The sequence below is a fragment of the Aquimarina sediminis genome, assembly GCF_002895435.1.
Taxonomy (GTDB): domain Bacteria; phylum Bacteroidota; class Bacteroidia; order Flavobacteriales; family Flavobacteriaceae; genus Aquimarina; species Aquimarina sediminis.
This window is the reverse complement of record NZ_POYJ01000005.1, coordinates 198,397-224,297: the sequence shown is the minus strand read 5'-3', so window position 1 is coordinate 224,297 and position 25,901 is coordinate 198,397. Positions and strand designations below refer to the sequence as shown.

Genomic DNA, 25,901 nt, shown 5'->3' with positions numbered 1-25,901 from the left:
ACTTTATGGTTATAAGTCACTAATCATTAGATTTAATTATTAAAAACAATATATGCGTTTAAACTAGTGGCAATAGTCATCCATACCAAATATGGTATGATCAACAATGTATAAAACTGAAGCCGTTTGATATGCTTAGTGGTAAAATAACCTATTAACAACCACAAAAGAGTAATAACCACAAGACCTACTAACGTAAGTTGTTTATTAAAAAAAGTATAGTTCCATCCTACATTTAAGATCCACTGAAAACCATATAGTCCAACCAATTTCTTATCCAAAAATTCATATCGAAAGCTCAATTTGGTCATATAGAATGAAAAAAGAATCATTATTGTAGACCATACTGTACCAAAGACCCAGTTTGCCGGAGTCCAAGGAGCTTTGTTTAATTGTAAATACCAATCCGTTCGTGGACCATTTTGCATAATTATCACTCCAACCCAAAGTGCTAAAAAATTAAAAAAGATAAAAACCAAAAAACGAAACGCTTTGTTACTTTTCATAGTACTTCTTTTTTAGAATATTAAATAGTAACTGAACAGGAAATAACATATTAAAAAGGTAAAAAGCATCCTCGAGTGGAATCGTAAACATTCTAACCCCTAGATTCTCTGAGTTGTCATACAAAACTACTGGTTCCTCAATAAAGCTTCCTGTAAGAACACCGTTTACTATAAAAAATGGAATAAGAATAATCAAAAATCCTGGAAAATAAGTTTGTAATACTGTTAGGTGTTCTTTTACCCCATACGCCAACACCACTAAAAAAAGTAGAAAGTTTATCGTGGTATACCATTTGCCAAAATTAAGTAACAATAATATGCCTGCGAGCAAGAGCAAAGAAAAGCTGATCAACTTGGTTATGGATTTTGATACTTTAAAACTTGGTAAGTAATACTTTAAAACTTCGTAAGTAAATAAGCAAGCATAAGGGATGCAAAAGAAAAACAACCATTCTTCTATAGGCATCTGGAGTATTTTTAAGGGTAAGTGATACTTTGAGTTAAAATACCAAACTCCCATATTAGTAAAAAAAGCATCCCAAATCAAAAAAGGGATTGCTATTAAAACAATACTTAAAACAGAAGCCCTGAAATACTGTATAAAATGAAATTTTTTTTCGAATACACTATATAATAATGGAATACTTAAACTTCCCAAATTTAATATGAGATATAAATATTGATTCATTATCTTTTTTTGAAATATTTAAAAGGGACAAACAGCATACCGAAACACTCTCCATCTGGTTTACCCAAATGTTTGTGATGTATTTTATGCGCTTTTCTTAATCCCTTTAAATACCTACTATTAGTATTTCGAAACCACTTAAATCGCCTATGAATTAATACATCATGTACTAAAAAATAAGCTATACCATACAAAAGAATTCCTAACCCAATAAAGAACAAGTAATTTATTTGGGGATTAACTCCAAAATAAAATAATACTATACTAGGTATTGCAAATACCACAAAAAAAGCATCGTTTTTTTCAAACACATGCGGATATCCAGGCTGATGGTGATCCTCATGTAAAAACCAACCAAATCCATGCATCACGTATTTATGAGTAAGCCATGTAACACCTTCCATAATAATAAAGGTCACCAAAGTTACTACTGCAAAAAATATTAAAATCATAAGGATGTATTTTTTAAAATATAGCTATCTAAATAATCCGTACTATCTTTTTTTTCTAAAATCATTTTCAAAAACTCTTTGTCTTTTTTTATATCCGAAGAATAGTTGAGTATCCTAGGGAGTTCCTCTTGAATAACTAATCGAATGTATCTTAAATGAACATTCTTTGGGTTTTTAAATATCAACAACTCTAAATTTTCTTTCTCTTTCTTAAAAATCTTAAGTTTACTCAATGGTGAGAACTTATATTTTGATTGTTTCATTTTTAACGAAATCACATACCCTTTTATACTTACCGTATTAGAATTCGAATACTTTTCTATAAAAGTAAGTTCCATTTCTCTTGTAGAGATTTCATGGTAGTCTTTTACAAATTCTGGTACTTCAGCATTAAAGTTATTAAGAACAAAAAGCAATTGTATAAAGATACTAAACATTATATCAAATTGAGTTTATACTTAACATAACTTCTTGCTAACAAACTTACTTTCATTGGATTAGAAATTCGAACACGAGTTTCCATAATTTCAGAAGAAGGTACTTTTTTTAATTTTTTAAGTAATCTTTTATAATAACGATAGGCTACATAAACTCCAAACTTAGCCTCTACTGGCAATCTCAAAATCCCATGTTCAAAAGCACATTCAAAATCTTTCTCTATCTCCTTAATAATTGCCGCCTTCGAATTTTGATTTAGTTCTTTTAAATTTACATTCGGAAAATAAGATCGATGTAATGTTTGCATATCATCTTTTAAATCACGTAAAAAATTAACTTTTTGAAACGCAGAACCTAATCGCATAGCTGCTTCTTTTAACTCTTCATATTTTTGTTGGTTTCCTTTTACAAAAACCTTTAAGCACATTAGGCCCACGACATCTGCAGAGCCATAAATATATTCTTTATATTCTTCTTCTGTTTTATATTCTGTTTTATATAAATCTGCCCTCATACTTTTTAAAAAAGCCTGCACCAGATCATCTGTAATATCATATTTACTAACAGTAGAGATAAACGAGTTTATAATTGGATTTAAGCTGATTCCCAATTTTTTGGATTCATAATACTCTTTTTCAAAATTGTTTAACAACAGTTCTTTTTCATATCCATGAAAAGAATCCACAATTTCATCGGCAAAACGTACAAAACCATAAATATTATATATTTCTGAACGAATCTTTGGAGATAGCATTTTAGTTGCTAATGAAAAAGATGTACTATATTTACGAGTTACTAGTTTACTACATGAATAAGACACCTCATCAAACAAATATTTCATACTAGTTATATTTTAAGATTAAATCTGAAGCTATTTTACCCGATATCAATGAAGGGGGTACACCTGGTCCTGGTACAGTTAATTGCCCAGTAAAAAACATGTTTTTGACTTTGTTACTTTTTATTTTTGGTCTTAAAAAGGCGGTTTGTGTTAAAATATTTGCCAAACCATATGCATTACCCTTATAAGAATTATAATCTTTTATGAAATCGTTTACACAAAAGCTTTCTTTAAACAAGATGCTTTCTTTTAAAGATTGATTAGTTAGTTTTTCCAACCTTTCAATAATTACACTAAAATAGTGCTCTCTTATTTCGGGAGTATCTTCAATACCAGGTGCCAAAGGAATTAAAAAAGTCGCAGATTCCTTATTACTAGGGGCAAAAGAATCATCCGTAATAGAAGGAAAACTAGCGTAGAACAATGGTTTTTCTGGCCAACTTGGTGAATCATAAATGGTTTTTGCATGTTTATCAAAATCTGTATCAAAAAACAAAGTATGATGACATACGTCTTTCACTTTTTTATTAAAACCAACATAAAACAATAATGACGATGGGGCAAAAACTTTTTTGCTCCAATACTTCTCAGAATACTGTCTAAATTTTTTAGGAAGTAACTTTTCTGTATGATGATAATCTGCTCCACTTAATATAATATCTGCAGGAAAAGAATCACCATTTACTACCAGTCCACAAGCTTCTCCAACAGGATTTACCATGATTTTTTCGACATTTGAATTCGTTTTAAATTCAACTCCCAAGCTAGTTGCTAATGAAACCATAGCTTCAATCACCTTATACATCCCCCCTTTTGGGTGCCATGTTCCTAAACCAAAATCGGCATAATTCATAAAGTTATAAAACGCAGGTGTATTAGATGGCTTAGCTCCTAAAAACAAAACTGGAAATTCTAGTATCTGAATCAACTTTTTACTTTTTATCTTCTTTCTTACCTGTTTGCGTATTGTGGAAAAAAACTGAGTGATTTTTCCAATTGTAACAGGAGTAATCAATTCTAATGGCGAAGCTCCAGGTTTATACACTAAGTCATTTATAGACACATCGTAATTATATTCTGCTGATTTCAAAAAAGTATCTAAATGGATAGAACTTCCTTTTTCCTCTGCTTCAAAAACTTGATAAATATCTTTCAGACTTCCTGGAATAGTTATCGAATCTTCCTTATCAAAATACACTTGGTAAGCAGGATTCAACCTTTCTAAGATATAATAATCAGATGGTTTTTTTCCGAAATCAGCAAAAAATTTCTCAAAAACATCTGGCATCCAATACCATGTAGGACCAATATCAAATGTAAATCCATCTCTTAATAACTGCCTTGCACGACCACCTAGCGTTGAGTTTTTTTCTAAAACAACGACTTTGAAACCTGACTTTGCCAAATAACATGAAGCCGACAAAGAGGAAAAACCGGAGCCTATTACATATATTGTTTTCTTCATAATGTTTAACAAATATAACAAAAGATTAAACAAAATAAAAATCTAAAGCCAGAGCCTATAATTTATCAATTAATTTTTCCATAGACGAGCACACTGAAATATCCGCTAAAAACTCCATGTTTTTTACCTGCATAGCTTTTCTCCCAACAGCCACAAAACTATGCTTAGTTTCTTTGAGCATATCTTCAATTTTTTGAAAAAATTCAACAATTTTATCATCATATGGTTGAACAGTCAATGCAGTGAAGAAGTAAACTTTAGTATCACTTTCTATAAAATAATTAAGATTATTCAACGGCAGACTTTGTCCTAAATAGATAGTCCTATACCCTCTTAAAACCAATTCATAGTTTAAATACATTAGACCTAATTCATGTATTTCATTTTCTGGTAAAAAGAGCACATAAGTAGTATCCAAATTGGCAGTAAAATATTCAAGTTTCTCAGTATTAATTTGAATTTTTTGCGCAATCAAACTAGACATAAAATGCTCATGAGCAGGAGATAAAGAATCTGTTTGCCATAACAAACCGATATGATTCAAAAAAGGAATAAACACATCTTTAAAAACCTCTCTAAATGTTTTTTTTTGTAATAATTTGTTATAAGTATTATTAAACAAGACCTTATCAAATTGAAACATGGCCAATTTTAGAGAATTAATAGCATCATCATTTATAGCTATTTTATAGGCTAGTTCTCTTGCGTATACCAAAATAGTCTCATGAGACATTTCTGCTATTTTTGATATCTTGTATTTATTCTTTTTTAATAAAACAATGTTTAACAACTTTTGCAAACTCTCTAAAGAATAATACCTAATATTTGTATCCGATCTTTGAGGAGACAATAAAGCATACCTTTTTTCCCAAATACGAATAGTATGTGCTTTTATTCCTGAAATATTCTCAAGATCTTTTATCGTGAAAAAGGTCTTTACATTGTTCAACTTATTACTTATTTTGTTAAACAAATATAAAGCTTTAAGTAATTACAAAAGAGTTATTGTCGGATTTTTTGATCCTTATCAAGGTCTTATAGACAGGTTTCTATTCTTTATTAACTTCATTCCAATAATAACTGTCGGGATATGGTCTTTTTCCGAAAATTGCAGTACCCACTCGTATCATTGTACTACCCTCTGCAATTGCTAATTCTAAATCGTTAGACATTCCCATAGAAAGTTCATTGAAACTTGAATTAGGTAGTTGTAACTCTAAAGCTTTCAATTGAATTTCTTTTAAACGTTTAAAACAATCTCTAACTTTATCATTCTTTGAAGAAAGTACCCCAATAGTCATCAACCCTTTGATATGCAGTCTCGGGTATTTTGAAACTTGTTTTATAAATTCTAAAGCCTTTTCTGGTGGAATACCAAACTTACTATGTTCATAAGAGGTATTAACTTGTATAAAGATATCAATATTCCGGTTATCGTATTCACAGCGATTTTGTAGTTTTTCTACAAGCCTCATTCGGTCTATAGATTGTATAAGGTCGGCATATTTTAGCACATATTTAACTTTATTAGTCTGTAGGTGACCTATCATATGCCAAATACAGTTTTGAGGTTTTAATACTTCAAATTTCCCTTCTGCTTCTTTGACTTTGTTTTCGCCAATTAGTGAATATCCTGCATCCACAGCAAGCTGTATTCTTTCTACCTCAACTGTTTTTGTCGATAATAACACTTTTACTTCTTTCGGATCTCGCTCAGAATAAAGACAAGCTGATTTTATCCGATTTTCTAGAATACTGAGGTTTTCTTTAATGAGATTCTTCATTAATATTTGTGTTTTTTATGCTATTGATTTTCTCTCCTTCATCTAGTACCATTTTCTTCACTTCATTTATAACTTTTACTTTTGCCTCAGCATATGATATTTGGTAAGATCTCTTTATATCCTGAAAGCGTGAAGGATAATTAGATAATTGGTTCTCATAGTATCGATCTAGTAAGTCATTAGTAGGTAATGTAAATTCTACCTTATGTTCAAAACGCCTAATTAATGCATGATCAATTAACTGTAATTGGTTGGTAGCTGCTATTAGCAGAATGTTTTTATCTAGCTTATCTATAAGTTGTATTATGGCATTTGCAACTCTTCTCATTTCTCCTGATTCTTTACTATCTCTTTCTCGAATGGTAGCAAGCGAATCAAATTCATCTAGAAATAATATTGATTTAGAGATTTTCGCTTTTTGGAAAAGGTTGGATAAATTTTGAGCAGTCTGCCCAAGTTTTGCAGAAACAATTGACGTCAGATTTACAGTAATTAATTTTCTGTCTAATTCTGAAGCTAAAGCCTGGGCTGCAAAAGTTTTACCACATCCACTAGGTCCAAAAAACAATAATTTACGGCTTACTGGCAAATTATACTTATCCAGTAATTCTCTTTGGTTGTACTCTTTTAGAAAAAGAGCAAGTTGAGTAGATATTTTGTCATCAGCAAAAACATCGTTCAAACGATATTTTTCGGTACTCTCAAAAAAAGTAGTATTATATGTCATTGATATAACTTTATAACTTAAAGTTTTGTTTTTATTACTCTTATTTTAGCAAATTATGTAATGGAGTTTAGATATATCTCTTAAATAAATCGACTACGACTAGATTGTTTTTATAGGTAAAATAACGTAGTAGTCTATTACCATTACTAGAATTGAGATAATTACATAAATCAACTACTTCCTAAGCAACTTCAAAAAAGGGGGTTGTTTAAGAAAAAAGTAATCTAGAAACAATCATTTTGTAGTACTACTATTTAACGCTATTATGGATTAGCTTCTTCATATTCAGGGCAATCTAACCGTATTTCAACATCCAAAAGCTCTGCCTTTAACAGGTTACAATAATGTCCCTTCTTTTTAGCCTCATAAAATGTGCACCCAAAACATGTTCTTTGCACAGTAAGAACTCCGATACGATTTAATTGATAAATTAATTTAGTTAGTGTTTTATACACAGATTTCAGGTCTTCTTCTTCAACTTTAGCCAATTGTTCCTTTATGGGGTCAGTAAAATTTTCTGTTTCACTAACTATCTTTTTTCCTTTAAGAGACAACATCAACGTATAACTTCTATTATCTTCAGAAGAATTATCTTTTATTAATAAATCTTTTTTTACCAGTATACGTATTGCATCACTAATTGTTGGTTTTGTTACATTAAACTCTTTTGCCAAATAGCTTACACTACATAATTCTTGTTTGTGATAAGCTATAAAATTAAGAATCTGTATTTGAATTGGACTTAATTTCAGTTTTTTGGCTTGCTCCCAGAGTAGTACCTTAAATACTTCTGAAAGTCTACTCAAACCAACAGTAATCTTTGAATTTAAATCCATACAAATTATTTATTATTATTTGTTCAAAGTTAACAATCCTAACCAAATGTATCAATAAGGCTTTTTAACTTGGCTGTGATCATGTTAAACTCAACATGGCCGAACTGTTCAAACAAAATTTCGTAACTATCATTAAAAACAAGTATAGAAGGCGTTCCTTTTAACTGATTCAACGTAAATGTTAACGCAATTCTTTCTTGTGATTTTAGATAGGCAATTACTTTATTAAAAAGTGCACGTTGTTCAAACTCTGGCCAAATCTTATAATTTGGATTTGTTTTACAAATTTTGGCTGCCGCTATAGAAAAATCAAATGATTGATCAGCGGTTTTATCCATTGCTACAGGAAAATCTATACTATTAGGATAGTGATTAAAACCTTGCTCAATCATAGCTTTTTTGGTTTCTCCTACTACTTCTCGGGTATTGATTAATAGATTAGTATTTGTTGCATTATTATAATCAAAATCTTCAAAAGCAGTAGAAAGCCCTAAAAAGGAGATGTCTTTATTGAATTTTTTATATAACTCATTTACTAATGGGATTCCATACAAAAAACAGCCAGGGCAATTCACCTGAAAAACAAAAAGGAAATTTAATTTTCTCAAATTAAACTCTCCTTGCAGAATCTGGTCAAAATTTAAATCTAATTTTTTCAAAACTTTATTTTTTCCAATAATTGTTCGCCGCAGATACTGTTTTAAAATGCAAAGCTATCACTTGTGATGCTGCCGTTAATCCATTGGCACTATTTGCATAATCTCCTCTTAATTCTTTTAATACATCAACATTAGGTTGTGTATACTTAACCCCCATTCGAGATAATTTTATAGCCAGTTCAAAACCTTCTTGTGGTGTTTTGGTCTGCAAACTATTTAGCCAAATTTCTTGATTCATCACATTTGTTTTTTAAGGAGTTAATTACAATTTTCCATTTCTATGATGTAAAACCCTTTTTCTATTATTTCCTTTTCCACTTGTACCGGAGCTGTCTCCATATGACAAAAGTTACATTCTTTGGTTGTTAATTTAAAGTTTGAAATTCCTTTTTGAGTCAAATATTTTTTACCATATGCATATACTTGTTCTAGAGAAGTATTGTCTTTAACAAGAATATCGAAATGCATTGTGTTATCTTTTTCTTTTGGTACATAAGTATCGTAAACTAAGACTTTCATATTTTTTTGTGTTTTTGTTTAAAAAAGTAAGCGGTGTAGCACTAACACCGCCTACATAACAATAATGTTTAAACTTAGTTTAGCCTTTTACATCTGCCATAGATGCTCCAAAATTAAGGTGTAATACATTGCCATTTGGAGTAAGAAGTGCCGGTACAGATTTAACTCCCGCATTTTCAGCCTCTCCAATACGATCTCTAACCTCACCGATATTAACTATTTCTACGTTTTCGTTTCCTAGTAGGTTTATAATATCATGCTCTGCACTGGTACAAACTGAACATCCTGCGTGATAGAAAATTGATTTACTCATGATTTTAATTAATTTTAAGGGTTTACATTTATTAATAATTGATCTTTTTCACTTTGTATGGAAGAGATAAATCTCCAGATGCTACACTGTATACAGCATACACTCCTAGCATTGGCATATTTTTCTCTTTCCACTTTGTATTTACTTCCATATAAGCGGCAACACCATCAAAAGAAAAATCTGTTATATTATTCATTCTGAATTTTGGGACTACTGTTTTAATAGTATTTCCTTTAGTAATCACATTATATCCAGGTGAATCCATATACATTGGCATTCCTGGATTGGTAGCAGGAAGCCTTACTGTTTTATTCTCTGTATCAAAAGTTTTTACACTTAGTCCACCAGGCACTCTTTCATCTTTGACCAAAACAACCCAATGTGGATGCCATATGATACCATCATTGGCATAGTTAAAATCAAAATCTTCATCCCATAGCGGTGTATCGTCAAAATCTGGATGTGAAGTCAAAGCTAAAGCTACTATTCCCTCCGTTTTAGAAAAGCCAACATCAGTCGATTTCAAACTTGTTGGAAATACATAGCCCAATACTGGAGCACCATCAACACTACCTACCGCCGTAGGTTTATTTTCACCAGCTTTTCCTTTAACCTGAATCTCAAAAATATGATGCTCAAGATCCTCATCATATGTAACTTTTGCAGCAGTAATCTTTAAATCATCAGAAGATTTAAATGATGGATCTTCATTTGTCTTAACCTGCGCTTTACAAGAAACAACCGTAGATATCAATAAAAGTAGTAATAGATAGTTTTTCATTTTCATATTTTTATAATTTGAATTCAAATATAATTAGGATTCCTAACTATATAAAATCAAACCATATATTTAACACTTGTTTAACATAAAAAAGCGAGAATCTCTACAAAGAGATCCCCGCTTTTCAAGCATCAGGAAATAAAAATCACGCATTACCCTGGTTCCAATAATCCAAGACAACTATTTTTGTTATTGCAAAAGGGGTATTATCTTTTTTCTATTAAAACGAGTTGCAAATTCCAAAGCCCTAATATTAGTTGCGTCATCGCACTCTTCCCTTTTGATTAAAATCTCAGAGATTTTGTCTTCTGCTGCCACAATAGCTCCCATTAGCGCAGTATTTCCTCTTTTATCTTTTAAGCATAGATCCGCTCCTTTAGCCAAGAAAAACTCAACAACTTCTCTCTGTCCATTATATGCAGCTATCATTAACCCAGTATAACCATTCTCTCCTTGATAGTTTATATCTACTCCCGAATCAATAAACTTTTTTAACAACTCCATATCCGCTACTCTTGCTCCATGAAAAAAAGATTTTTCTAATTCTTGTTGCACTGTCAACTCGCTTTGAGCTCTTGTGATTTGAATACATGTTGTACACATTAAAATAGCAACTATGCCCCACTGTTTATATTTGATATTATTTCTCATCTCTCAATTCTATACTTATTGTTTACTATACATTTCTTTAGACAGTTTAAGTCCATTACCTACACGCATACCATAATCCTTATCTGCTTTATATAAAAAGCTCACCATTTTTGCTTGTACATTGATATCTTTTACTTTGATCAAAGCACTAACCCAATTCTTTATGAGATTGTCTTTTTCTGATTTTGTATATCCTCTATACAAAATTCCAGCTTGATAAAAATCTCTTGGTCTTTGAATTTCTTCTCTCACCATATACCCTTGGATTAGCCTTTTATCTTCTGCCTTAAATGTGGTTGTTAATTTACTTTTGTGGCTTGGAAAATAGTTGATATCACCAGTTCTTTCTTCAAAATTCATAGAACCATCAATATGATAATTTTTCACTTTAACTAGTGGCCTATTTGCAGGTAACAATTGATGATTTTTACCCAGGCGATACATTTGCGCATCGGCATAAGAGAAGTTTCTTCCCTGAAGCATTTTATCAGGAGAGAATCCTATCCCTGGCACTACTCGAGAAGGAGCAAAAGCGGCACTTTCTGTATACTGAAAAAAGTTTGGAGGAATACGATCCAAGACCAAAGTCCCTACCTTAAATTCTTCTACATCAAACCACTGCTTGGTATCATCAAAAATATTAAAGTCATACTTATTGATATCCTTGTTTGGAATTACTTTGACCATTAAATCCCATTTAGGAAAATTCCCTTTGGCAATATTTTCATATAAATCACGAGTCATATGATTAAAATCTTTTCCTTGCACCTTTACCAGTTCATCTGCCGATAGGTTTTTAATTCCTTGATGAGATTTAAAATGAAATTTCACCCAATGAATATCTCCCTTATCATTTATAAACTTGAAGGTATTTACTCCAAAACCGTCCATTTCTCGATATGATTTAGGAGTCCCATTATCAGAAAACAGCCATGTAAGTGTCTGAGTAGCTTCGGGAGTTAGAGAAAAATAATCGAATATGCGATTTTCATCTTGCAAATTCGTTATAGGCGAAGGTTTATTTGCATGGGTAAAATCAGGGAATTTAATGGCATCTCTAATAAAAAATGTAGGTATATGATTCCCTACTAGATCCCAATTTCCTTCTTCTGTATAAAACTTAATAGCAAACCCTCTAGGGTCTCTAGCTGTTTCTGGGGATCCTTTAGAATGAATAACACTAGAAAACCTAACTAGTACAGGTGTTTTTTTATTTACTTCCGAAAATATTTTGGCTTTTGTTAACTCATCAATATTTTTTGTAGTTATAAAATATCCCTGTGCTCCCGTACCTCTTGGGTGCATTACTCTCTCAGGTATCCTCTCTCTACTAAAGTGTTGTAGTTTTTCTATCAGATGCACATCTTCTAGCAAAACGGGACCTGTTTTTCCGACAGTTAAAGATTCCTTATCTCCGTTTAAAGGCGTTCCTCCGCTTGAGGTCATGTTGTTGTCACTTGTTTCTTGGGCAAAAGTCAATATTGACATTGCCATGAATGCGCAGATTATAATCGATTTTTTCATTTCAAATTTAGAAATTAGTCTCCCAGCCCCTGCCTTTTTCAAGACTCTGTAGGAGTTATATTTATTACTTATTTAATTATTAAATACTACTTATGATTATACCATATCCAATTTGGTAAGCTCTATCCCTAATGCCTTAGCAACACCTTTTCCATATTCTGGATCAGCCTTGTAGCAATTAGAAATATGGCGCTCTTGTATAAATTTTTCTGCTCCGCCGACTGACCTTGCTGTATTTTCAAACAACATTTGTTGTTGCTCGGGTGTCATAATTCTAAACAGATTTCCTGGTTGTGTAAAATAATCGTTATCATCTTCTCGAAAATCCCAATGATCACCTACCTCTCCAATTTCTAATGGCGGTTCGGAATACTGCTTTTGCTCTTGCCATTTCCCATAACTGTTTGGTTCATAATGCACTGTTCCACCACCATTTCCATCTACTCGCATAGCTCCATCCTTGTGATGGTTATGGAATGGACATTTTGGGGCATTTACAGGGATTTGATAATGATTAACACCCAAACGATAACGTTGTGTATCACCATAAGAAAATAAACGTCCTTGCAACATCCTATCTGGAGAAAAACTAATACCAGGAACTACGTTTGCCGGATTAAAAGCAGATTGCTCTACTTCTGCAAAATAATTATCCGGATTTTTATTCAATTCTAAGACTCCCACATCTAGCAATGGGTAATCACTATGAGGCCATACTTTTGTTAAATCAAAAGGGTTAAAACGATACTCTTTGGCATCTTCTTCAGGCATAATCTGGATTTTTACATTCCATTTTGGAAAATCCCCCTTTTCAATACTATCAAATAGATCACGTTGATGACTTTCTCTGTCTTTACCCACTAAAACTTCAGCTTCATGATCTGTTAAACACTCGATACCTTGTGCAGTTTTAAAATGAAATTTTACCCAAAAACGTTCATTTTTTTCATTTATAAAACTAAATGTATGACTACCATAGCCATTCATATGGCGATAAGATTTTGGAATACCTCTTTCACTCATAGTCATGGTAACTTGATGCAATGATTCTGGTAATAATGTCCAATAATCCCAATTATTATTGGCACTTCGCAAATTTGTCTTGGGATCTCTTTTTACAGCTTTGTTCAGATCAGGAAACTTATAGGGATCTCTTATAAAAAAAATCGGGGTATTGTTACCTACTAAATCCCAGTTTCCTTCTTCTGTATAAAATTTTACGGCAAAACCACGGATATCTCTTTCTGCATCGGCAGCACCACGTTCTCCAGCTACAGTAGAAAAACGTAAAAAAGTGTCAGTTTTCTTTCCTATTTCAGAAAATATCTTTGCTTTGGTATATTTGGTAATATCATGTGTTACTGTAAAAGAACCATAGGCTGCCGACCCTTTTGCATGCATACGCCTCTCTGGAATAACCTCTCTATCAAAGTGTGCCATTTTTTCTAAATACCACACATCTTGTAGTAACATTGGTCCACGCTTTCCTGCTGTTTGTACGTTTTGATTTTCTGCAATCGGTTTTCCTGAAACCGAAGTTAGTTTGTTTTGATGATCATTCATAAGTTGGAATTTTATGGATTAAAAAACGTTGTTGATTGATCACAAATAAAGACAATGTTAGCTATCCTAACAATAAAATCAAATATTTTAAACAGATAACACTATAACTATAATCTATTGTAAAAAAAATTGTAATTACAAAAACAAATACTGAATTTTAGCAAACACTTTATATAAAATCTACTTCTAATTCAAAACTTACTTTTCTATTAAGTTGTATATGAAGATTAAGAATCTGCCCACTTTAATATCCCCTTTACTGGGTATTTTTTCTACTTAACACAAAGTGTAGATTTACATCATAATATATCATTAAAGCCGATGTTTACTATATAAACATTCGGTTACAGATGTTGTGGTGCAGCACCAGAGTAGAATTATTAATCAATAACACATATCATGAAAACGAGTAGAAAGTATACAAGAGAACTATATAGGCAATTTAAGTATTTAGCCACTTGGTTACCAGGAACACCCTTGGCATTGGGTGATATAGGTTTAATGAGAGGAAGAGAATTCACTAAGATTGGTAATCTTAGTGATGATAAGTTCAAAGTTGATTTTGATATAGAATATGACAAAACACCATCATCAATAAGTCACTCATCAAAAGGAGCAGTTACTTTGACAGCCAAACTTTCGGGAACAGTATCTCCTTCGTATAGTACTTTAACAGATTTGGATGCAGGGTTTAATGTTTCTTTTTCAAAAGAAAACGCAATTCTATTTAAAGCAAACGGAACTTATAACCATTCTATTAAAGATCAAATTAAATTGGGCGATACCATTTTGGATCTGTACAAAAATGGAAAGTGGGATAAAGATTATGTTATTATAACAGAATTAGTAGTTGCCGATAGTTCTACTATTCTAATTTCTAGCGAAAAAAATGGTGCAATCGATATTAGAGCAAATGGTAATATTGGTACCAGCGCTCTTGATATAGCGGATGGTTCATTAGAATTAGGTGCAACTTTCTCTAAAGGTTTAAGTACAGAACTGATATCCAAGAAAGGATTAACACCATTGTTTAAGGTTTCAAAAATCAAAACACCGTTTCTATCTTCTCCAATATTTGAAGTAAGTAAAATCAGAAGCTATAAGATGATGGAAGATAATTATTCTCCTATTGACAATGATATCAATTACTTCGCAGAAGTAACATTCGATGATGTTGATGATTTTGAAGTATAGAACTTTTACCAAAAACGCACCTACTAATAAAAGACTTAGTTAGATCTTCTTTTGTATTTTAACTAGCTTGTAATACGTAATAGTTTAAACAATCAGTACTTTTTTCTCCGAAGAAAACTTAATAGATTTTTTTTTACTTTTCAAGTAACATATTTTTCTTAGTTTACCTCTTATTCTTAAAAGATAAATAGTAAATTCACTTTTCTTCGGGGTTCAATCAAAATTCATTAAAAATGAAAAGGGGTATCGTTTTACAACTATTTATATTTCTGTGTAGTGCTAACTTATTAATAGGGCAAAGCTCTAAAGATTCTTTGAATATTAAAACTACCTATTCTGATTTTAAAGAATATTACCCCATACATGTAAAACCATCAATAAGTTATTTATCCAACACCAGTGAATTTGAAGATATTCTTTTTGATGCCAAACCAATCGTTTATTATAGTTTCTATAATAATATGCGTCATATCATGCAAAACTCTGATCATAAGCTTAGTTATGCAGCTTATGCACTTTTTCAACCCCATATCAGAATGTTTTCAGAGAATTCATTACCTGTAAAGACTCCTTCTTATAGATTATTGTTTGGTTTTCAGGGATTAGTTAAAACTCAAAACAACAATTTTTTTGCCTGGGCATTAGAATCAGGGCATTACTCTAATGGGCAATCAGGATGTGCTTTTGGAGCGGGGTTAGAAGATGAATCAGAGGAGTGTCGCCAAATACATCTAACTATAAATGATCAATCCAACCTTTCTGCACTTTTAAATAGAACTAATGGTAATTTCTCTACTAATATCACCAAACTATCTGCTAATTTTAGATTAAACAACTTAAACAAAGAAGATAAGCCATATAAAGTACATTCTTTTTCAGTATCCTGGGAGTTGTATCACAATTTAATGTTTGGTTTTATCGACAAAGGTGGATATTCTGATTTTGATATTGATATCTATGGACGAAATCGATTTGGTTTTGAGTATGAATTCATTCACACCTATACACAGAAAATAAGATATTCTCTTGGTGTAAAAACTGAGATTATCCAAGGTGCACATCCATTTGTAGAGCCCTTTAGAGGTGAATTAAATTTTACATGGTATCCTTTTAATAGAGATATTGGGGTATTTGCAGCATTTATAACTGGTCATGACAATTATAATTATCGTCTTGTAGATTCTGGCAATCAATTTAGTGTTGGTATTACCTGGGATTGGTTCACTCCTTTTGAAATTAAAAGAGCAGAACAGATTAAGAAGCATCAAAAAAAGACTTACTAAATAGTTGAGTGTTACTAATTCTTAGGATGTAACTTCTATAAAATTAGTCCATATCTATCTTTAATTTGTTAATTTTCGCATAACCCACTCAATAGGTCCATGCTTCATATATTTTTTAACAATTATTGAAAAAATAATACATCCTACAATAAATAACAATGCGAAAAAAAATGAGAAATTTATTGAATATTGCCCCATTTCAGTAACTCCAATTGCTTCTACTATTCCGATTCCTAATACAACATGAGCAATATAAAATGTTAATGCTAACTGCCCTGTATTCTTTAGAACCTGTATTGCTTTTGACTTTTTATATTTTTTTGAAACCAAAATACATACCGAAATAGTAAATATAGCTATACTACTACCCGAAATCATGTATAATGGTAGCGGAGGCATTGGTTTTGTACCCAATATTGAAATCAGCTCAATCCGAGTTTCCTGACCCCCTTCCGGAATACATAACATAGAAAAATATGACACAAATTGAGCACATATAAATACGGAAAAACTAACCCATATAGCTTTTTTAACAGTATCATTATTATCTAATTCCATTTTACCAAACCACATACCGATTAGCATAAAAGCACTCCAAGGAATTACTGGATGAAAACCATTAAAAAAGAGATTCCTAAAAAAGCCTGCAGTAGTCCATAAGTCTTCATATTCCATTACTGTATAATCCCAACCAATATCATAATCCCAAATTATCATAAGTATTGGATAAAGAACTATTAAACTTGCAGAAAATAGCATCAATACAGTTTGAGTACTTCTTAATAAAACTATTGCTAATAGCATATATACGCCATAAAAATGCAAAATATCAGCAGGCCATATTAGTGAATAAGAAAGTCCTACTAAAAACAGGAACAATGCCTTTTTAAAAAGCTTTTTTTTAATTTTTAGTATACCTGCTAGGTTATAGTTTTGTAACGAACCTTTGGACATTAACGCAATACCTACTCCTGCCAAAACCACAAAAGTCGAAGCTGCTTTACCATCCAAGATATTTAAAATCGTAGCCAATCCTTGATTACCATAATTTCCAAATGTCATCTTGAAATTAACTATAATCATCCCAAATATTGCAAATGCTCGAGCTACATCTATTCCTATAATTCTATTTTGCATACATCCTAGTTTTGTTAAATAAATGTAGCTATCACACTAAGATTAATCATTGTTCAAATTGGACATTGTACCATTTACACCTGCGTCGATAGTATATCAAATACAATTGTCGATTCGCAATGCTATTATTTTACGGGGATGTAAATTTCTGTGAGTAGATCTTCTTGGGGAGTATTAGATTCGTCATTCAAATAAAACTCTAAAGTGGGTTTGTCTTCAAACTCCAATTGTACCTCGGTCATCCAATGAGCATAAATATGGTTATAGGTATCTGCACAAGATTCATGACTACCTTTATGGATAAATTTAGCATACTTTTGGTGCTCAATTCGCTTTGTCTTAAAAAGTCCTTTTAAAGAAAATTCTACTTCTTTTTCTAGCACAATTGCTGCATTGTACCTACACTGTAATGCATCAGTAATTTGATCATCATCCAATATTTCTCCCATTATAAGGGTCTCATCATTTAAAAGACCTTTTTTTAATGCATAGGATGCCAATTGATCCCACACTTTTTTTAATTCTTTCAAGTTTTCATAAGACCCCTGATAGGTCAAATACAGAACTTCAAAACTTGGGATTTCTTCAATTTTAAAATCAAGAACTTTTTTTTGTGCCGTATCTAAAGGAAAAATAGCTTTTTGCGTAATGTATTGTTTAAGTTCATGAGTACTCCTGAAGTTGGAAGGTGAACATTTAAATTGTTTATTGAATGCCTTACTAAAAGCAGCGATATCACTATACCCTATTTCGAAAGCTATATCAGAAATACTTTCATCAGAAAATTTTATGTACTCGGCAGCCTTTTCTAACTTAACTCTTTTTACATATTGCCCTATTGTTTCGTGATGCAAGGCTAAAAATATTCTATTGATGTTTCTATAAGAATAATATGATATCTCTTCTATGTCTTTTATATTAATCTCTTCTTTAAACTTCTTGTCTATAAAATCGATCAATCTTTTGTATCGTTCTAGCTGTGTGGGGTTTTCCATTTTTATCAATTTATACCATAAAGAACAAAGATATGCTAGAGCATTATGCATCTATTTGTTCATTTTGGACTTTATTTCTGATCTCTCCCAGTAGTATGCATGTGTTTAGTTATTACATAAATCAGTTCGTATATACATTCAGTCTATTTTACATGATTAGTATAGCCTTCCTTTTCTCTAAAACCCATGCTTTTATGCTTTTGTCTAAAATGGACAAACTGCATACTCTATTCTCCTCATAATTTTGGACAAAGTTTTAAAAACAAAACCTAATGTATAACAAAATAGTAATTTCTATAACATTAATATTCCTTTCTTCAATGAATTGTACAAGTGCTCAAGGAATCGAAAAAAACAACTTGTTAGAAAACTGGCATTTGGATCATTACAAAATTGGTAGTAAAGAATACCAGCCATCCAAAAGAGAAAAAAATGATTATCTCTTTTTAATAAAAGACATGACTTTTTCTTCTGTATCAGCAGGAAAAAAGGAAACCGGAACCTGGAAACTAAATATAAATGGCGGATACATTGTTATGACAGATAACAATGGGGAGAAGGTAAAAGCGTATATCATAACCTTAACTTCCAAAACACTCATATTGAAATATGATATCGAAGAAATTAGAGAAGTAGAAGTGCATTATAGCAATCGATCATAAACCACATTATTATGAATCTCTATAAGTCTGTTTTTGCATCTTTTATGATAGTAACCAATATTTTTTCTCAAGAAAAAATCACCCTAAATACTGTTCCTTTTGAAACTGATAATGTATTCATGTACATTAAAGATGTTATTGATGAGCGAGAAAACAAAATTTTAGGAGAGATAGAAAACGAAATCGGAAAGACAACTATCCTTAAACTACACCCAAATGCATCACAAGCAATTCAAAATTTTATGGATACTTCCTTTCCTTATTCCGAGAATGCCAAACCTATTTATATTAAAATAAAGGCGTTACAAATTCAACAGTCACAAAGTAGTATTAACGATTTAACTACAAGAGTTCATATTAACTTGGTTTTTTTAGAAAAAAACAACAATGTATTAAAAGAACTTTATACCGAAAGTCACTATGAAGAACAAGTTTTTTCTATATCAAACAAAATCGATGTTTTTGACACTCATGAAAAAAGAATTAGGGCTGCACTAGAGCATTGTATACAAAGTTTTATAAACGATTACTCAAAAGAACATAGTCATAACAAGGAAACAAAAAACAAAATTCATAACACACCTAAATCTCAATATAATACTCAGTTAGGTAACTGGTATAATATCTTAACGTATAAAAGAGCCTATAGCAAGCATACAGAAGGATGGAAAATAAACTATGTCGGTTTCGCTGATAGTGACAAAGACTTTATCATTCCTTTTGTATTGTCATATGATAGATATAGTATAAAACCCAAGTCGCTAAAGGACAAAGGGTATAAATCTGTTAATTCATATACATTGGGAGGTGGTTTTGATGGATATCTAAAAGTGCATCCTGGTGTTTATCTCAACCTAGGTATAGAAATTCCTATTGGCATCGAAATCTCAAAGACTACCAAAGATAAAAAGAATCACAATTTCTTGATCGGAGTAGGCACCAAACAAGGGATTAAAATAATCCCCTGGAAAGATCATGGAATTACTATCGGAGCAGGCTTATTTCAACAAATACAAACATCCAAAATATATAGCAAAAATTTCGGATTTGAATTAGAGCTCGGTATAAACTTTTAGGCTATCTGGTCGCATTATTACTCGCAAACAAATTTTATAACTACAAATAATTAATTTAAAAATGATGAAAACAATCAAATTAGTAACATGTGCATTATTATTGGGAATAATTACTTCGAATGCACAAGAAAATCAAAATCAAGGTATAGAATTCGGAATTAAAGGTGGTATAAACCTTACCAAATTCAGGAAAGAATCTTCAAAATTCAAAACTGGTCTAATAGGGGGGCTTTTTATACGGTATCAGATTTCTGAAAAATTTACATTTCAGTCTGAAGCATTATATTCGGTTCAGGGAGCTAAGTCAAAAAATACTTCTAATAAAATAAAGCTTAATTATATTACCGTAATTCCTGCACTAGTCAAATTCTTTCCAATAAACAAATTAAGTTTAGAAGCAGGACCTCAGATAGGCTATTTATTAGGAGGAAAAGGGCAAGGTTTTCAAAAAAATAACTATAAAAAAATTGATTACGGAGCAGCTATTGGTGTAGGGTACGCCATAACTCCTTCTATAGAAATTGGAGTTAGATATAATCTTGGCTTAGCCAATATTTCGAAAGTAAGTAATACTTCACTCAAAAACTCAGTATTTCAAGCTAGTGCCTCATTAAAATTATGATGTTCGATATGATGATATTAGTAAAGTTAATGGTGTGTTTTATGTTGATATTACTCAATACATATTTGTAATATCAAAAATTAGGAGGTCGAAACTAGAGGTTTCGGTCTCCTTAATTTAGTAAAGATAAGCTTTAAAAGAATATATCAGAATACAAAAGATAGCTCGTAAAGAAAGTATCAAGTCAATCTTATCTCGAAAAAAAATATAGTATTTTTGATAAGTTGTTAAAAACAAACAGAACTGTTCAAATATCTAATGGATGATTTATAGATTAAAAGTGTTTAAAAAAGTAGCTGATTGTTTAAGTTTTACTAAAGCTGCCAAAATACTTTTTATCACTCAGCCTGCAATTACGAAACATATTAATGAACTAGAAAAACATTTCGAAAAAGCATTATTTAACAGACACGGCAATAAAATAAGTTTAACAACAGAAGGTCAATTGTTACTACAACATACCAATAAGATCCTTAACTCTTATAATCAACTAGAGGATGACTTTTTAGCTTTAAATAGTAAATTACCCAATAAAATAACTATTGGAGCTAGCACGACTATTTCTCAATATATTTTACCAAAAATATTATCTAAGTTTAAAACTGTTTATAGTAATACGAACATTACTTTACTTAATAATAACTCAGAAAACATAGAATCTTCTATTATAAATAAGCAAGTGGATATTGGTTTTACAGAAGGAAAAACCTCGAATCCTTTGCTTCGCTACGAGACATTTGTTTTAGATGAAATTGTTCTAGCTACTAGTGTTACAAATACGACAATTAAAAAACCTGAGATCACTTTAGAAGAATTAAAAAACCTTCCCCTGATCGTAAGGGAAAAAGGTTCTGGCACTCAAAACATTGTAAAAGACTCTCTTTACAATAATAATATTGATATGAAACAATTATCAATAGAGATGACCTTAGGAAGCACAGAAAGCATAAAAACCTATTTAATGCATTCTAACTCTTATTCTTTTCTATCTATTCATTCCATTTCGAATGAATTAAAAAACAATAGGTTAAAGGTAATTGACATAACTTCTTTTGATATTAAACGTGTTTTTCATGTGGTTAATTTACACGGCGAATACTCTAATACGGTAGAAAAATTAAAGCACTTCTTCACTACCCATTATAACCTAATGGAATAAGCCATTACAAATTGTAATATCTTTTATTCTAGAAAAAAACTCAATTTTGTCTATATAATCCAATGATTATAAAGGCACATGAATATTCTGTTAAAAAGAAATCCTATTAACTTTATAAAAGCGACACTGTTTTTATTAATTGTAATTGCATGTCTTTTTTCAATTATAGAAGGTTCTACTGCTTTGATACTAGGCTTTATCTACTCGAACGCACCAGGGGCTTCTTTTCTAAAATTTAATTATAAGGTTATTAGCTTTTTATTAAAGTTTGCAATTATAGGTATTGGTTTTGGTCTTAACATCCAAGAAGCATTGACTATTGGTCAAAATGGCTTTATATACACTATGATCTTTGTGATTTTTGCCCTTTTCATTGGTATTATACTTGGTAAATTTTTTAAAGTAGAACAAAAAACCACATATCTAATTTCTTCTGGAACCGCTATTTGTGGAGGAAGTGCAATCGCTGCAATCGCTTCGACAATTAATGCCCCAAAAGAAAACATTTCTATTGCGCTGAGCATCATTTTTATTCTGAATGCACTAGCTTTGTTTATTTTCCCAATAATAGGACATACTGTAAATCTATCCGAATATCAATTTGGGTTATGGAGCGCAATTGCAATTCACGACACTAGTTCTGTAGTTGGTGCCGCTCAAATTTATGGAGAAGAATCTTTAAAAATTGCAACAGTTATCAAATTGGTTAAGACTTTATGGATTGTACCTGTTTCAATTTTTTCTTCTTTTTTCTTTAGAGGAAGCTTTAATTCAAAAAAAATACCATGGTTTATAGCTGTTTTTACCATAACTATAATTCTAAATAGTTATTGGTCCATACCTAACGTTATAACAACTACAGTCCAATCAATTTCAAAATCATTCTTTGTATTGGTTTTGTTTTTAATAGGAACAAATTTATCTATCTCTCATATAAAATCTGTGGGTTATAAGCCTGCAATTCTAGGAATATGTACATGGTTAATTATATCATCCATTTCTTTACTTATAATACTCTTCATTTAACCAATTTTATAATAAACCTATTTATTATTTACATTCTTTTGATCTCTCCATTATCTCTTGAATGGTACAACTTATAGCAACTAATGATTTTTAACCACCACTATAACCGATACTTTTAATTCCCTTGTTCTAAAAAAGTTAAACAAAAAACCTGTTCTAAATACCATGTCTCAATATATAGAAACTAAATAAAATGTTTTAGAACAGTAAAAAATAAGATATATTAGTCTTTCAAAATCGTAAATAAATGGTCAACTCATCAATCACATTATCGACTTGTAATAGGTTAATCATTTAGATCTTTTAGTGTATACAAAAAACATAATTTCATTTTTTAGAATCAAAGACCTACTTAAGAATTACAAATCATTTTGTAACTTTAATTAGAATTAACATATATATGTCTTTTACTTTAGAACAATTCGGAGTCTTATCTGAAAAAACATTACTTTTTCTTTTTGTTTTAGGAAAGGATGGAGAAATAATAGCTTCCAATAGCAGATGTGAAATATTGTTTCCCTTTGACAAAAACGAAATTGTAGGAAAATACATTACCGATTTTATGATAGATGATGATGTATCGGTTTTCATCAATTCTATGTCTAGTTTATCTGACAAGACCCCATTAATCAATAAATCCTTTCATTTTTCTTCGGAAAAAGAAGGAGTTCTAGCTTTAAAATTTGACCTTACTCTGCATAATAATTTGGTGTATGCTACCGGGATTGATACTACAAAAGAGTACAAAGAACACAAAGCTTTATTAACAATCTCTGAGCTTACCAAGACTGGAGCCTGGTATTTTAACCCCAGAAACGATGAAATGTACTGGTCAAAAGGATGTTATTTAATCAAAGAATCAGATCCCTCCGCTTCAATAACATCAAAAAATGGTGTTAGCTTCTATCCTGAAGAATCTAGTGATCAAGTAAAAGAGTATATAAACAGATTAATTAAGGACAAAAAACAATATACCTGTACCGAAAAAATAATAACAGAAAAAGGAAATGAAAAATGGGTTAAAATTGTCGGTCAACCAATTATATATAAAAATGAAGTTATCTATATAAATGGAACTATGACCGACGTCACAGACCGGTACAATTATATTAAAAAATTAAAATATAGTGAAGAAACAAAACAATTAGCCCTTAAAGGAATCCAATCTGGATTGTTTGACTATCATGTAAAAGAAAAAGAGGTTTTTTATAGTGTTGATTTTAAAAAAATGTTAGGGTTACCTCTAGATAAGGATTTTGTACCCGAAGAAGAGTTTATTAAAATGATACATCCTGATGATGTTGAAAAAGCAATTAAAAGGCAGCAAGATAATTTTAATAAAAAAAGTAAGTACTACTATAACTATTATCGAATAAAACATCTTAATGAAGGCTATCGTCACTATGATATTTATGGTTACATTAAAAAAAATAAAAAGGGAGAAACCATCAGAATGATCGGTAATCTTATTGACGTGCATCAAAAAAAGATTAATGAAAAAACTATTATAGAAAGTAAAAATCGCTTGCAAGCCATGGTAAATAATGGGTTTGCGTATACAGTTTTATTAGACACCAAAGGAATCATTTTAATGACGGATGAAAAGTCTGTTAAAATCATTATGAGAAGCTATAAGATTGATCCCACCAAAGAAAAGTGCCGTTTTATAGATGTTATGCCTCTTAATTTTAAAAATTCTTTTGCTCATGAATTTAATGAAGCTCTAAAAGGAAATACGGTAAAAAAAGAAATTGAACGCATTACTCATAAAGGAGATCTACAATGGCTTGAAGCCAAATACACGCCGATTCTAGATCACGCAAAAATGGTTAACTCTGTCCTTGTTAGTTTTCATGACATTACAGAACAAAAACTAGCAGAAATAGCAATTAAAGAATCTCATATTAAAGAACAAGAACTCAACAGCCTTAAATCTAACATATTATCTAATTTTAGTCATGAAATAAGAACTCCATTAAATGGAATAATGACTGTAAGCAATCTACTATTAGATGAAGAAAAACCCGAGGAAAGAGAACAACTCCTAATATATCTTGAGGAGAGTAAAAACAGACTTCTAGATACGATAAACAACTTATCAAACTTTAGTGAGATTGAAGCTATAAAAAACAATCTCAACCTAAAAGAGTATGATATCAATTATACAGTAGAAACCTCATATCGAGAATATAAACATATGGCTGAGGCAAAAAAACTAGTTTATCAATTAGAACTTGATCATAGCTGCCCGCAGGTACGTATTGATGAAGACTTGTTTAGATCTGCTGTCAATAATATAATTCATAACGCCATTAAGTATACTAATAAAGGAAGTATTACTATTAGAGTTAGTTCTAAAAACAGCACTAATTCAAAAAATAATGTCTATATTTCGGTTACTGATACTGGTATTGGAATAGACAAAGAAAATCTTAAAAAAATCTTTGACCCCTTTATGCAAGAAAGCTTTGGATTAAGTCGAAAGTACGAAGGTACAGGTATCGGACTCAGCCTATCCAAAAGATATATAGAAATTCTAGATGGTAATATAAAAGTAAAAAGTAAAGTAGGTAAGGGTACACAGTTTAATATAATAATTCCAAAATGCCAATGAATGTCCTCTATGTAGAAGATAATAAGATAAATGCAATGGTAATGGATAAAATGTTATCCAAAAATGATTCACATGTTATTATTGCAGAAAACGGCTCGCAAGCACTTAAAGTTGTAAAAGAAAAAACCCTAGATCTAATTTTGGTTGATATCAACCTTGGTCTTAACCAAATGGATGGTTGTGAATTACTACAAAGGTTTAAAAAACTGGATATTCTTAATAATATCCCTGTATTTGCAGTAACTGCTTATGCCATGCCCGGAGACAAACAACGTTTTATTAATATAGGTTTTGATAATTATTTTTCTAAACCCGTAAATTTTGATAAGCTTTTATCGGTAATATCAAAAATAAACACATCTTTTAATAAAAACCAACCCGACTAG

The 25,901-nt window shown here is 31.0% G+C and carries 29 protein-coding genes; 9 read left to right on the top strand and 20 right to left on the bottom strand.

From position 1 onward, the window contains the following. Positions 1-32: 32 nt before the first annotated feature. The 18 genes from C1X07_RS13530 to C1X07_RS13445 all read right to left on the bottom strand — a co-directional run bounded on the left by C1X07_RS13530 (position 33) and on the right by C1X07_RS13445 (position 13,747). A complete protein-coding gene (locus tag C1X07_RS13530) occupies positions 33-506 on the bottom strand; it encodes a TspO/MBR family protein (protein ID WP_103070560.1) in 474 nt (157 codons plus the stop codon). Next, positions 496-1,194, bottom strand: coding sequence for a lycopene cyclase domain-containing protein (locus C1X07_RS13525; RefSeq protein ID WP_103070559.1), 699 nt, complete (start codon positions 1,192-1,194; stop codon positions 496-498). Before C1X07_RS13525 ends, C1X07_RS13530 begins: the two co-directional genes overlap by 11 nt. Then, entirely contained in the window at positions 1,194-1,646 is a 453-nt protein-coding gene (locus C1X07_RS13520; RefSeq protein ID WP_103070558.1) for a sterol desaturase family protein, read from the bottom strand. Before C1X07_RS13520 ends, C1X07_RS13525 begins: the two co-directional genes overlap by 1 nt. Next, complete coding sequence (locus C1X07_RS13515) at positions 1,643-2,083, bottom strand: hypothetical protein (protein ID WP_103070557.1); 441 nt, start codon at positions 2,081-2,083, stop codon at positions 1,643-1,645. Before C1X07_RS13515 ends, C1X07_RS13520 begins: the two co-directional genes overlap by 4 nt. Continuing rightward, positions 2,083-2,925, bottom strand: coding sequence for a phytoene/squalene synthase family protein (locus C1X07_RS13510; protein WP_103070556.1), 843 nt, complete (start codon positions 2,923-2,925; stop codon positions 2,083-2,085). Before C1X07_RS13510 ends, C1X07_RS13515 begins: the two co-directional genes overlap by 1 nt. Before the next feature lies 1 nt (position 2,926). Further along, positions 2,927-4,390 carry a phytoene desaturase family protein gene (locus C1X07_RS13505; protein WP_103070555.1) on the bottom strand — a complete coding sequence of 488 codons (1,464 nt, stop codon included), beginning with the start codon at positions 4,388-4,390 and terminating at the stop codon, positions 2,927-2,929. 55 nt (positions 4,391-4,445) lie between these two features. Continuing rightward, complete coding sequence (locus tag C1X07_RS13500) at positions 4,446-5,339, bottom strand: MerR family transcriptional regulator (protein ID WP_103070646.1); 894 nt, start codon at positions 5,337-5,339, stop codon at positions 4,446-4,448. Positions 5,340-5,439: 100 nt separating this feature from the next. After that, positions 5,440-6,174, bottom strand: coding sequence for a YggS family pyridoxal phosphate-dependent enzyme (locus tag C1X07_RS13495; RefSeq protein ID WP_103070554.1), 735 nt, complete (start codon positions 6,172-6,174; stop codon positions 5,440-5,442). After that, positions 6,158-6,901, bottom strand: a complete 744-nt coding sequence (locus tag C1X07_RS13490; protein ID WP_103070553.1) for an AAA family ATPase — start codon at positions 6,899-6,901, stop codon at positions 6,158-6,160. Before C1X07_RS13490 ends, C1X07_RS13495 begins: the two co-directional genes overlap by 17 nt. 263 nt (positions 6,902-7,164) lie before the next feature. Then, entirely contained in the window at positions 7,165-7,737 is a 573-nt protein-coding gene (locus C1X07_RS13485) for a MarR family winged helix-turn-helix transcriptional regulator (protein WP_103070552.1), read from the bottom strand. Between the two features lie 38 nt (positions 7,738-7,775). Then, positions 7,776-8,396, bottom strand: coding sequence for a hypothetical protein (locus C1X07_RS13480; RefSeq protein WP_103070551.1), 621 nt, complete (start codon positions 8,394-8,396; stop codon positions 7,776-7,778). A gap of 4 nt (positions 8,397-8,400) precedes the next feature. Further along, positions 8,401-8,634: a hexameric tyrosine-coordinated heme protein gene (locus C1X07_RS13475; RefSeq protein WP_103070550.1), complete on the bottom strand. Its 234-nt coding sequence runs from the start codon at positions 8,632-8,634 to the stop codon at positions 8,401-8,403. A 20-nt stretch (positions 8,635-8,654) separates the two neighbouring features. After that, complete coding sequence (locus C1X07_RS13470; RefSeq protein ID WP_103070549.1) at positions 8,655-8,915, bottom strand: DUF2024 family protein; 261 nt, start codon at positions 8,913-8,915, stop codon at positions 8,655-8,657. 79 nt (positions 8,916-8,994) lie between these two features. Next, positions 8,995-9,228, bottom strand: coding sequence for a thioredoxin family protein (locus C1X07_RS13465; protein WP_103070548.1), 234 nt, complete (start codon positions 9,226-9,228; stop codon positions 8,995-8,997). A gap of 31 nt (positions 9,229-9,259) precedes the next feature. Then, entirely contained in the window at positions 9,260-10,009 is a 750-nt protein-coding gene (locus C1X07_RS13460) for a hypothetical protein (protein ID WP_164914162.1), read from the bottom strand. Positions 10,010-10,198: 189 nt separating this feature from the next. Continuing rightward, positions 10,199-10,660, bottom strand: a complete 462-nt coding sequence (locus C1X07_RS13455; protein ID WP_103070546.1) for an ankyrin repeat domain-containing protein — start codon at positions 10,658-10,660, stop codon at positions 10,199-10,201. Positions 10,661-10,675: 15 nt separating this feature from the next. Next, positions 10,676-12,154, bottom strand: a complete 1,479-nt coding sequence (locus C1X07_RS13450) for a catalase (RefSeq protein WP_241507257.1) — start codon at positions 12,152-12,154, stop codon at positions 10,676-10,678. A gap of 126 nt (positions 12,155-12,280) precedes the next feature. Further along, positions 12,281-13,747: a catalase gene (locus C1X07_RS13445; RefSeq protein ID WP_103070544.1), complete on the bottom strand. Its 1,467-nt coding sequence runs from the start codon at positions 13,745-13,747 to the stop codon at positions 12,281-12,283. Between the two features lie 399 nt (positions 13,748-14,146). Here C1X07_RS13445 and C1X07_RS13440 point away from each other — a divergent pair, with 399 nt between their 5' ends. Both C1X07_RS13440 and C1X07_RS13435 read left to right on the top strand, forming a co-directional pair. Beyond that, positions 14,147-14,941, top strand: a complete 795-nt coding sequence (locus C1X07_RS13440; RefSeq protein ID WP_103070543.1) for a hypothetical protein — start codon at positions 14,147-14,149, stop codon at positions 14,939-14,941. Between the two features lie 233 nt (positions 14,942-15,174). Next, positions 15,175-16,224 carry a hypothetical protein gene (locus C1X07_RS13435; RefSeq protein WP_103070542.1) on the top strand — a complete coding sequence of 350 codons (1,050 nt, stop codon included), beginning with the start codon at positions 15,175-15,177 and terminating at the stop codon, positions 16,222-16,224. Between the two features lie 60 nt (positions 16,225-16,284). Here the strand turns inward: C1X07_RS13435 and C1X07_RS13430 are convergent, their stop codons facing one another. Continuing rightward, a complete protein-coding gene (locus tag C1X07_RS13430; RefSeq protein ID WP_103070541.1) occupies positions 16,285-17,361 on the bottom strand; it encodes a DUF418 domain-containing protein in 1,077 nt (358 codons plus the stop codon). Between the two features lie 125 nt (positions 17,362-17,486). After that, positions 17,487-18,356: an AraC family transcriptional regulator gene (locus C1X07_RS13425; RefSeq protein ID WP_164914161.1), complete on the bottom strand. Its 870-nt coding sequence runs from the start codon at positions 18,354-18,356 to the stop codon at positions 17,487-17,489. A gap of 272 nt (positions 18,357-18,628) precedes the next feature. Here C1X07_RS13425 and C1X07_RS13420 point away from each other — a divergent pair, with 272 nt between their 5' ends. The 7 genes from C1X07_RS13420 (at position 18,629) to C1X07_RS13390 (ending at position 25,901) form a co-directional block, all read left to right on the top strand. Beyond that, on the top strand, positions 18,629-19,018 hold the full coding sequence (locus tag C1X07_RS13420; RefSeq protein ID WP_103070539.1) for a lipocalin family protein: 390 nt from the start codon (positions 18,629-18,631) through the stop codon (positions 19,016-19,018). Between the two features lie 11 nt (positions 19,019-19,029). Beyond that, positions 19,030-20,094: a hypothetical protein gene (locus tag C1X07_RS13415; RefSeq protein WP_128755280.1), complete on the top strand. Its 1,065-nt coding sequence runs from the start codon at positions 19,030-19,032 to the stop codon at positions 20,092-20,094. Between the two features lie 61 nt (positions 20,095-20,155). Beyond that, a complete protein-coding gene (locus C1X07_RS13410) occupies positions 20,156-20,716 on the top strand; it encodes a porin family protein (protein WP_103070537.1) in 561 nt (186 codons plus the stop codon). Positions 20,717-20,978: 262 nt separating this feature from the next. Next, positions 20,979-21,875 (top strand): LysR family transcriptional regulator, encoded by an 897-nt coding sequence (locus tag C1X07_RS13405; protein ID WP_103070536.1) that lies wholly within the window; start codon positions 20,979-20,981, stop codon positions 21,873-21,875. Between the two features lie 78 nt (positions 21,876-21,953). Beyond that, a complete protein-coding gene (locus C1X07_RS13400; protein WP_103070535.1) occupies positions 21,954-22,901 on the top strand; it encodes a YeiH family protein in 948 nt (315 codons plus the stop codon). A 400-nt stretch (positions 22,902-23,301) separates the two neighbouring features. Beyond that, positions 23,302-25,515, top strand: a complete 2,214-nt coding sequence (locus tag C1X07_RS13395) for a PAS domain-containing sensor histidine kinase (RefSeq protein WP_103070534.1) — start codon at positions 23,302-23,304, stop codon at positions 25,513-25,515. Further along, positions 25,506-25,901: a response regulator gene (locus C1X07_RS13390; protein WP_103070533.1), complete on the top strand. Its 396-nt coding sequence runs from the start codon at positions 25,506-25,508 to the stop codon at positions 25,899-25,901. The genes C1X07_RS13395 and C1X07_RS13390 overlap by 10 nt, the downstream gene beginning before the upstream one ends.

What these genes read in the sequence shown, in the direction of transcription:
- C1X07_RS13530 (WP_103070560.1), bottom strand. Translation starts at nt 506, where the DNA reads ATGAAAAGTAACAAAGCGTTTCGTTTTTTGGTTTTTATCTTTTTTAAT.
- C1X07_RS13525 (WP_103070559.1), bottom strand. Translation starts at nt 1,194, where the DNA reads ATGAATCAATATTTATATCTCATATTAAATTTGGGAAGTTTAAGTATT.
- C1X07_RS13520 (WP_103070558.1), bottom strand. Translation starts at nt 1,646, where the DNA reads ATGATTTTAATATTTTTTGCAGTAGTAACTTTGGTGACCTTTATTATT.
- C1X07_RS13515 (WP_103070557.1), bottom strand. Translation starts at nt 2,083, where the DNA reads ATGTTTAGTATCTTTATACAATTGCTTTTTGTTCTTAATAACTTTAAT.
- C1X07_RS13510 (WP_103070556.1), bottom strand. Translation starts at nt 2,925, where the DNA reads ATGAAATATTTGTTTGATGAGGTGTCTTATTCATGTAGTAAACTAGTA.
- C1X07_RS13505 (WP_103070555.1), bottom strand. Translation starts at nt 4,390, where the DNA reads ATGAAGAAAACAATATATGTAATAGGCTCCGGTTTTTCCTCTTTGTCG.
- C1X07_RS13495 (WP_103070554.1), bottom strand. Translation starts at nt 6,174, where the DNA reads ATGAAGAATCTCATTAAAGAAAACCTCAGTATTCTAGAAAATCGGATA.
- C1X07_RS13490 (WP_103070553.1), bottom strand. Translation starts at nt 6,901, where the DNA reads ATGACATATAATACTACTTTTTTTGAGAGTACCGAAAAATATCGTTTG.
- C1X07_RS13485 (WP_103070552.1), bottom strand. Translation starts at nt 7,737, where the DNA reads ATGGATTTAAATTCAAAGATTACTGTTGGTTTGAGTAGACTTTCAGAA.
- C1X07_RS13475 (WP_103070550.1), bottom strand. Translation starts at nt 8,634, where the DNA reads ATGAATCAAGAAATTTGGCTAAATAGTTTGCAGACCAAAACACCACAA.
- C1X07_RS13470 (WP_103070549.1), bottom strand. Translation starts at nt 8,915, where the DNA reads ATGAAAGTCTTAGTTTACGATACTTATGTACCAAAAGAAAAAGATAAC.
- C1X07_RS13465 (WP_103070548.1), bottom strand. Translation starts at nt 9,228, where the DNA reads ATGAGTAAATCAATTTTCTATCACGCAGGATGTTCAGTTTGTACCAGT.
- C1X07_RS13460 (WP_164914162.1), bottom strand. Translation starts at nt 10,009, where the DNA reads ATGAAAAACTATCTATTACTACTTTTATTGATATCTACGGTTGTTTCT.
- C1X07_RS13455 (WP_103070546.1), bottom strand. Translation starts at nt 10,660, where the DNA reads ATGAGAAATAATATCAAATATAAACAGTGGGGCATAGTTGCTATTTTA.
- C1X07_RS13450 (WP_241507257.1), bottom strand. Translation starts at nt 12,154, where the DNA reads ATGGCAATGTCAATATTGACTTTTGCCCAAGAAACAAGTGACAACAAC.
- C1X07_RS13445 (WP_103070544.1), bottom strand. Translation starts at nt 13,747, where the DNA reads ATGAATGATCATCAAAACAAACTAACTTCGGTTTCAGGAAAACCGATT.
- C1X07_RS13440 (WP_103070543.1), top strand. Translation starts at nt 14,147, where the DNA reads ATGAAAACGAGTAGAAAGTATACAAGAGAACTATATAGGCAATTTAAG.
- C1X07_RS13435 (WP_103070542.1), top strand. Translation starts at nt 15,175, where the DNA reads ATGAAAAGGGGTATCGTTTTACAACTATTTATATTTCTGTGTAGTGCT.
- C1X07_RS13430 (WP_103070541.1), bottom strand. Translation starts at nt 17,361, where the DNA reads ATGCAAAATAGAATTATAGGAATAGATGTAGCTCGAGCATTTGCAATA.
- C1X07_RS13425 (WP_164914161.1), bottom strand. Translation starts at nt 18,356, where the DNA reads ATGGAAAACCCCACACAGCTAGAACGATACAAAAGATTGATCGATTTT.
- C1X07_RS13420 (WP_103070539.1), top strand. Translation starts at nt 18,629, where the DNA reads ATGTATAACAAAATAGTAATTTCTATAACATTAATATTCCTTTCTTCA.
- C1X07_RS13415 (WP_128755280.1), top strand. Translation starts at nt 19,030, where the DNA reads ATGAATCTCTATAAGTCTGTTTTTGCATCTTTTATGATAGTAACCAAT.
- C1X07_RS13410 (WP_103070537.1), top strand. Translation starts at nt 20,156, where the DNA reads ATGATGAAAACAATCAAATTAGTAACATGTGCATTATTATTGGGAATA.
- C1X07_RS13405 (WP_103070536.1), top strand. Translation starts at nt 20,979, where the DNA reads ATGATTTATAGATTAAAAGTGTTTAAAAAAGTAGCTGATTGTTTAAGT.
- C1X07_RS13400 (WP_103070535.1), top strand. Translation starts at nt 21,954, where the DNA reads ATGAATATTCTGTTAAAAAGAAATCCTATTAACTTTATAAAAGCGACA.
- C1X07_RS13395 (WP_103070534.1), top strand. Translation starts at nt 23,302, where the DNA reads ATGTCTTTTACTTTAGAACAATTCGGAGTCTTATCTGAAAAAACATTA.
- C1X07_RS13390 (WP_103070533.1), top strand. Translation starts at nt 25,506, where the DNA reads ATGCCAATGAATGTCCTCTATGTAGAAGATAATAAGATAAATGCAATG.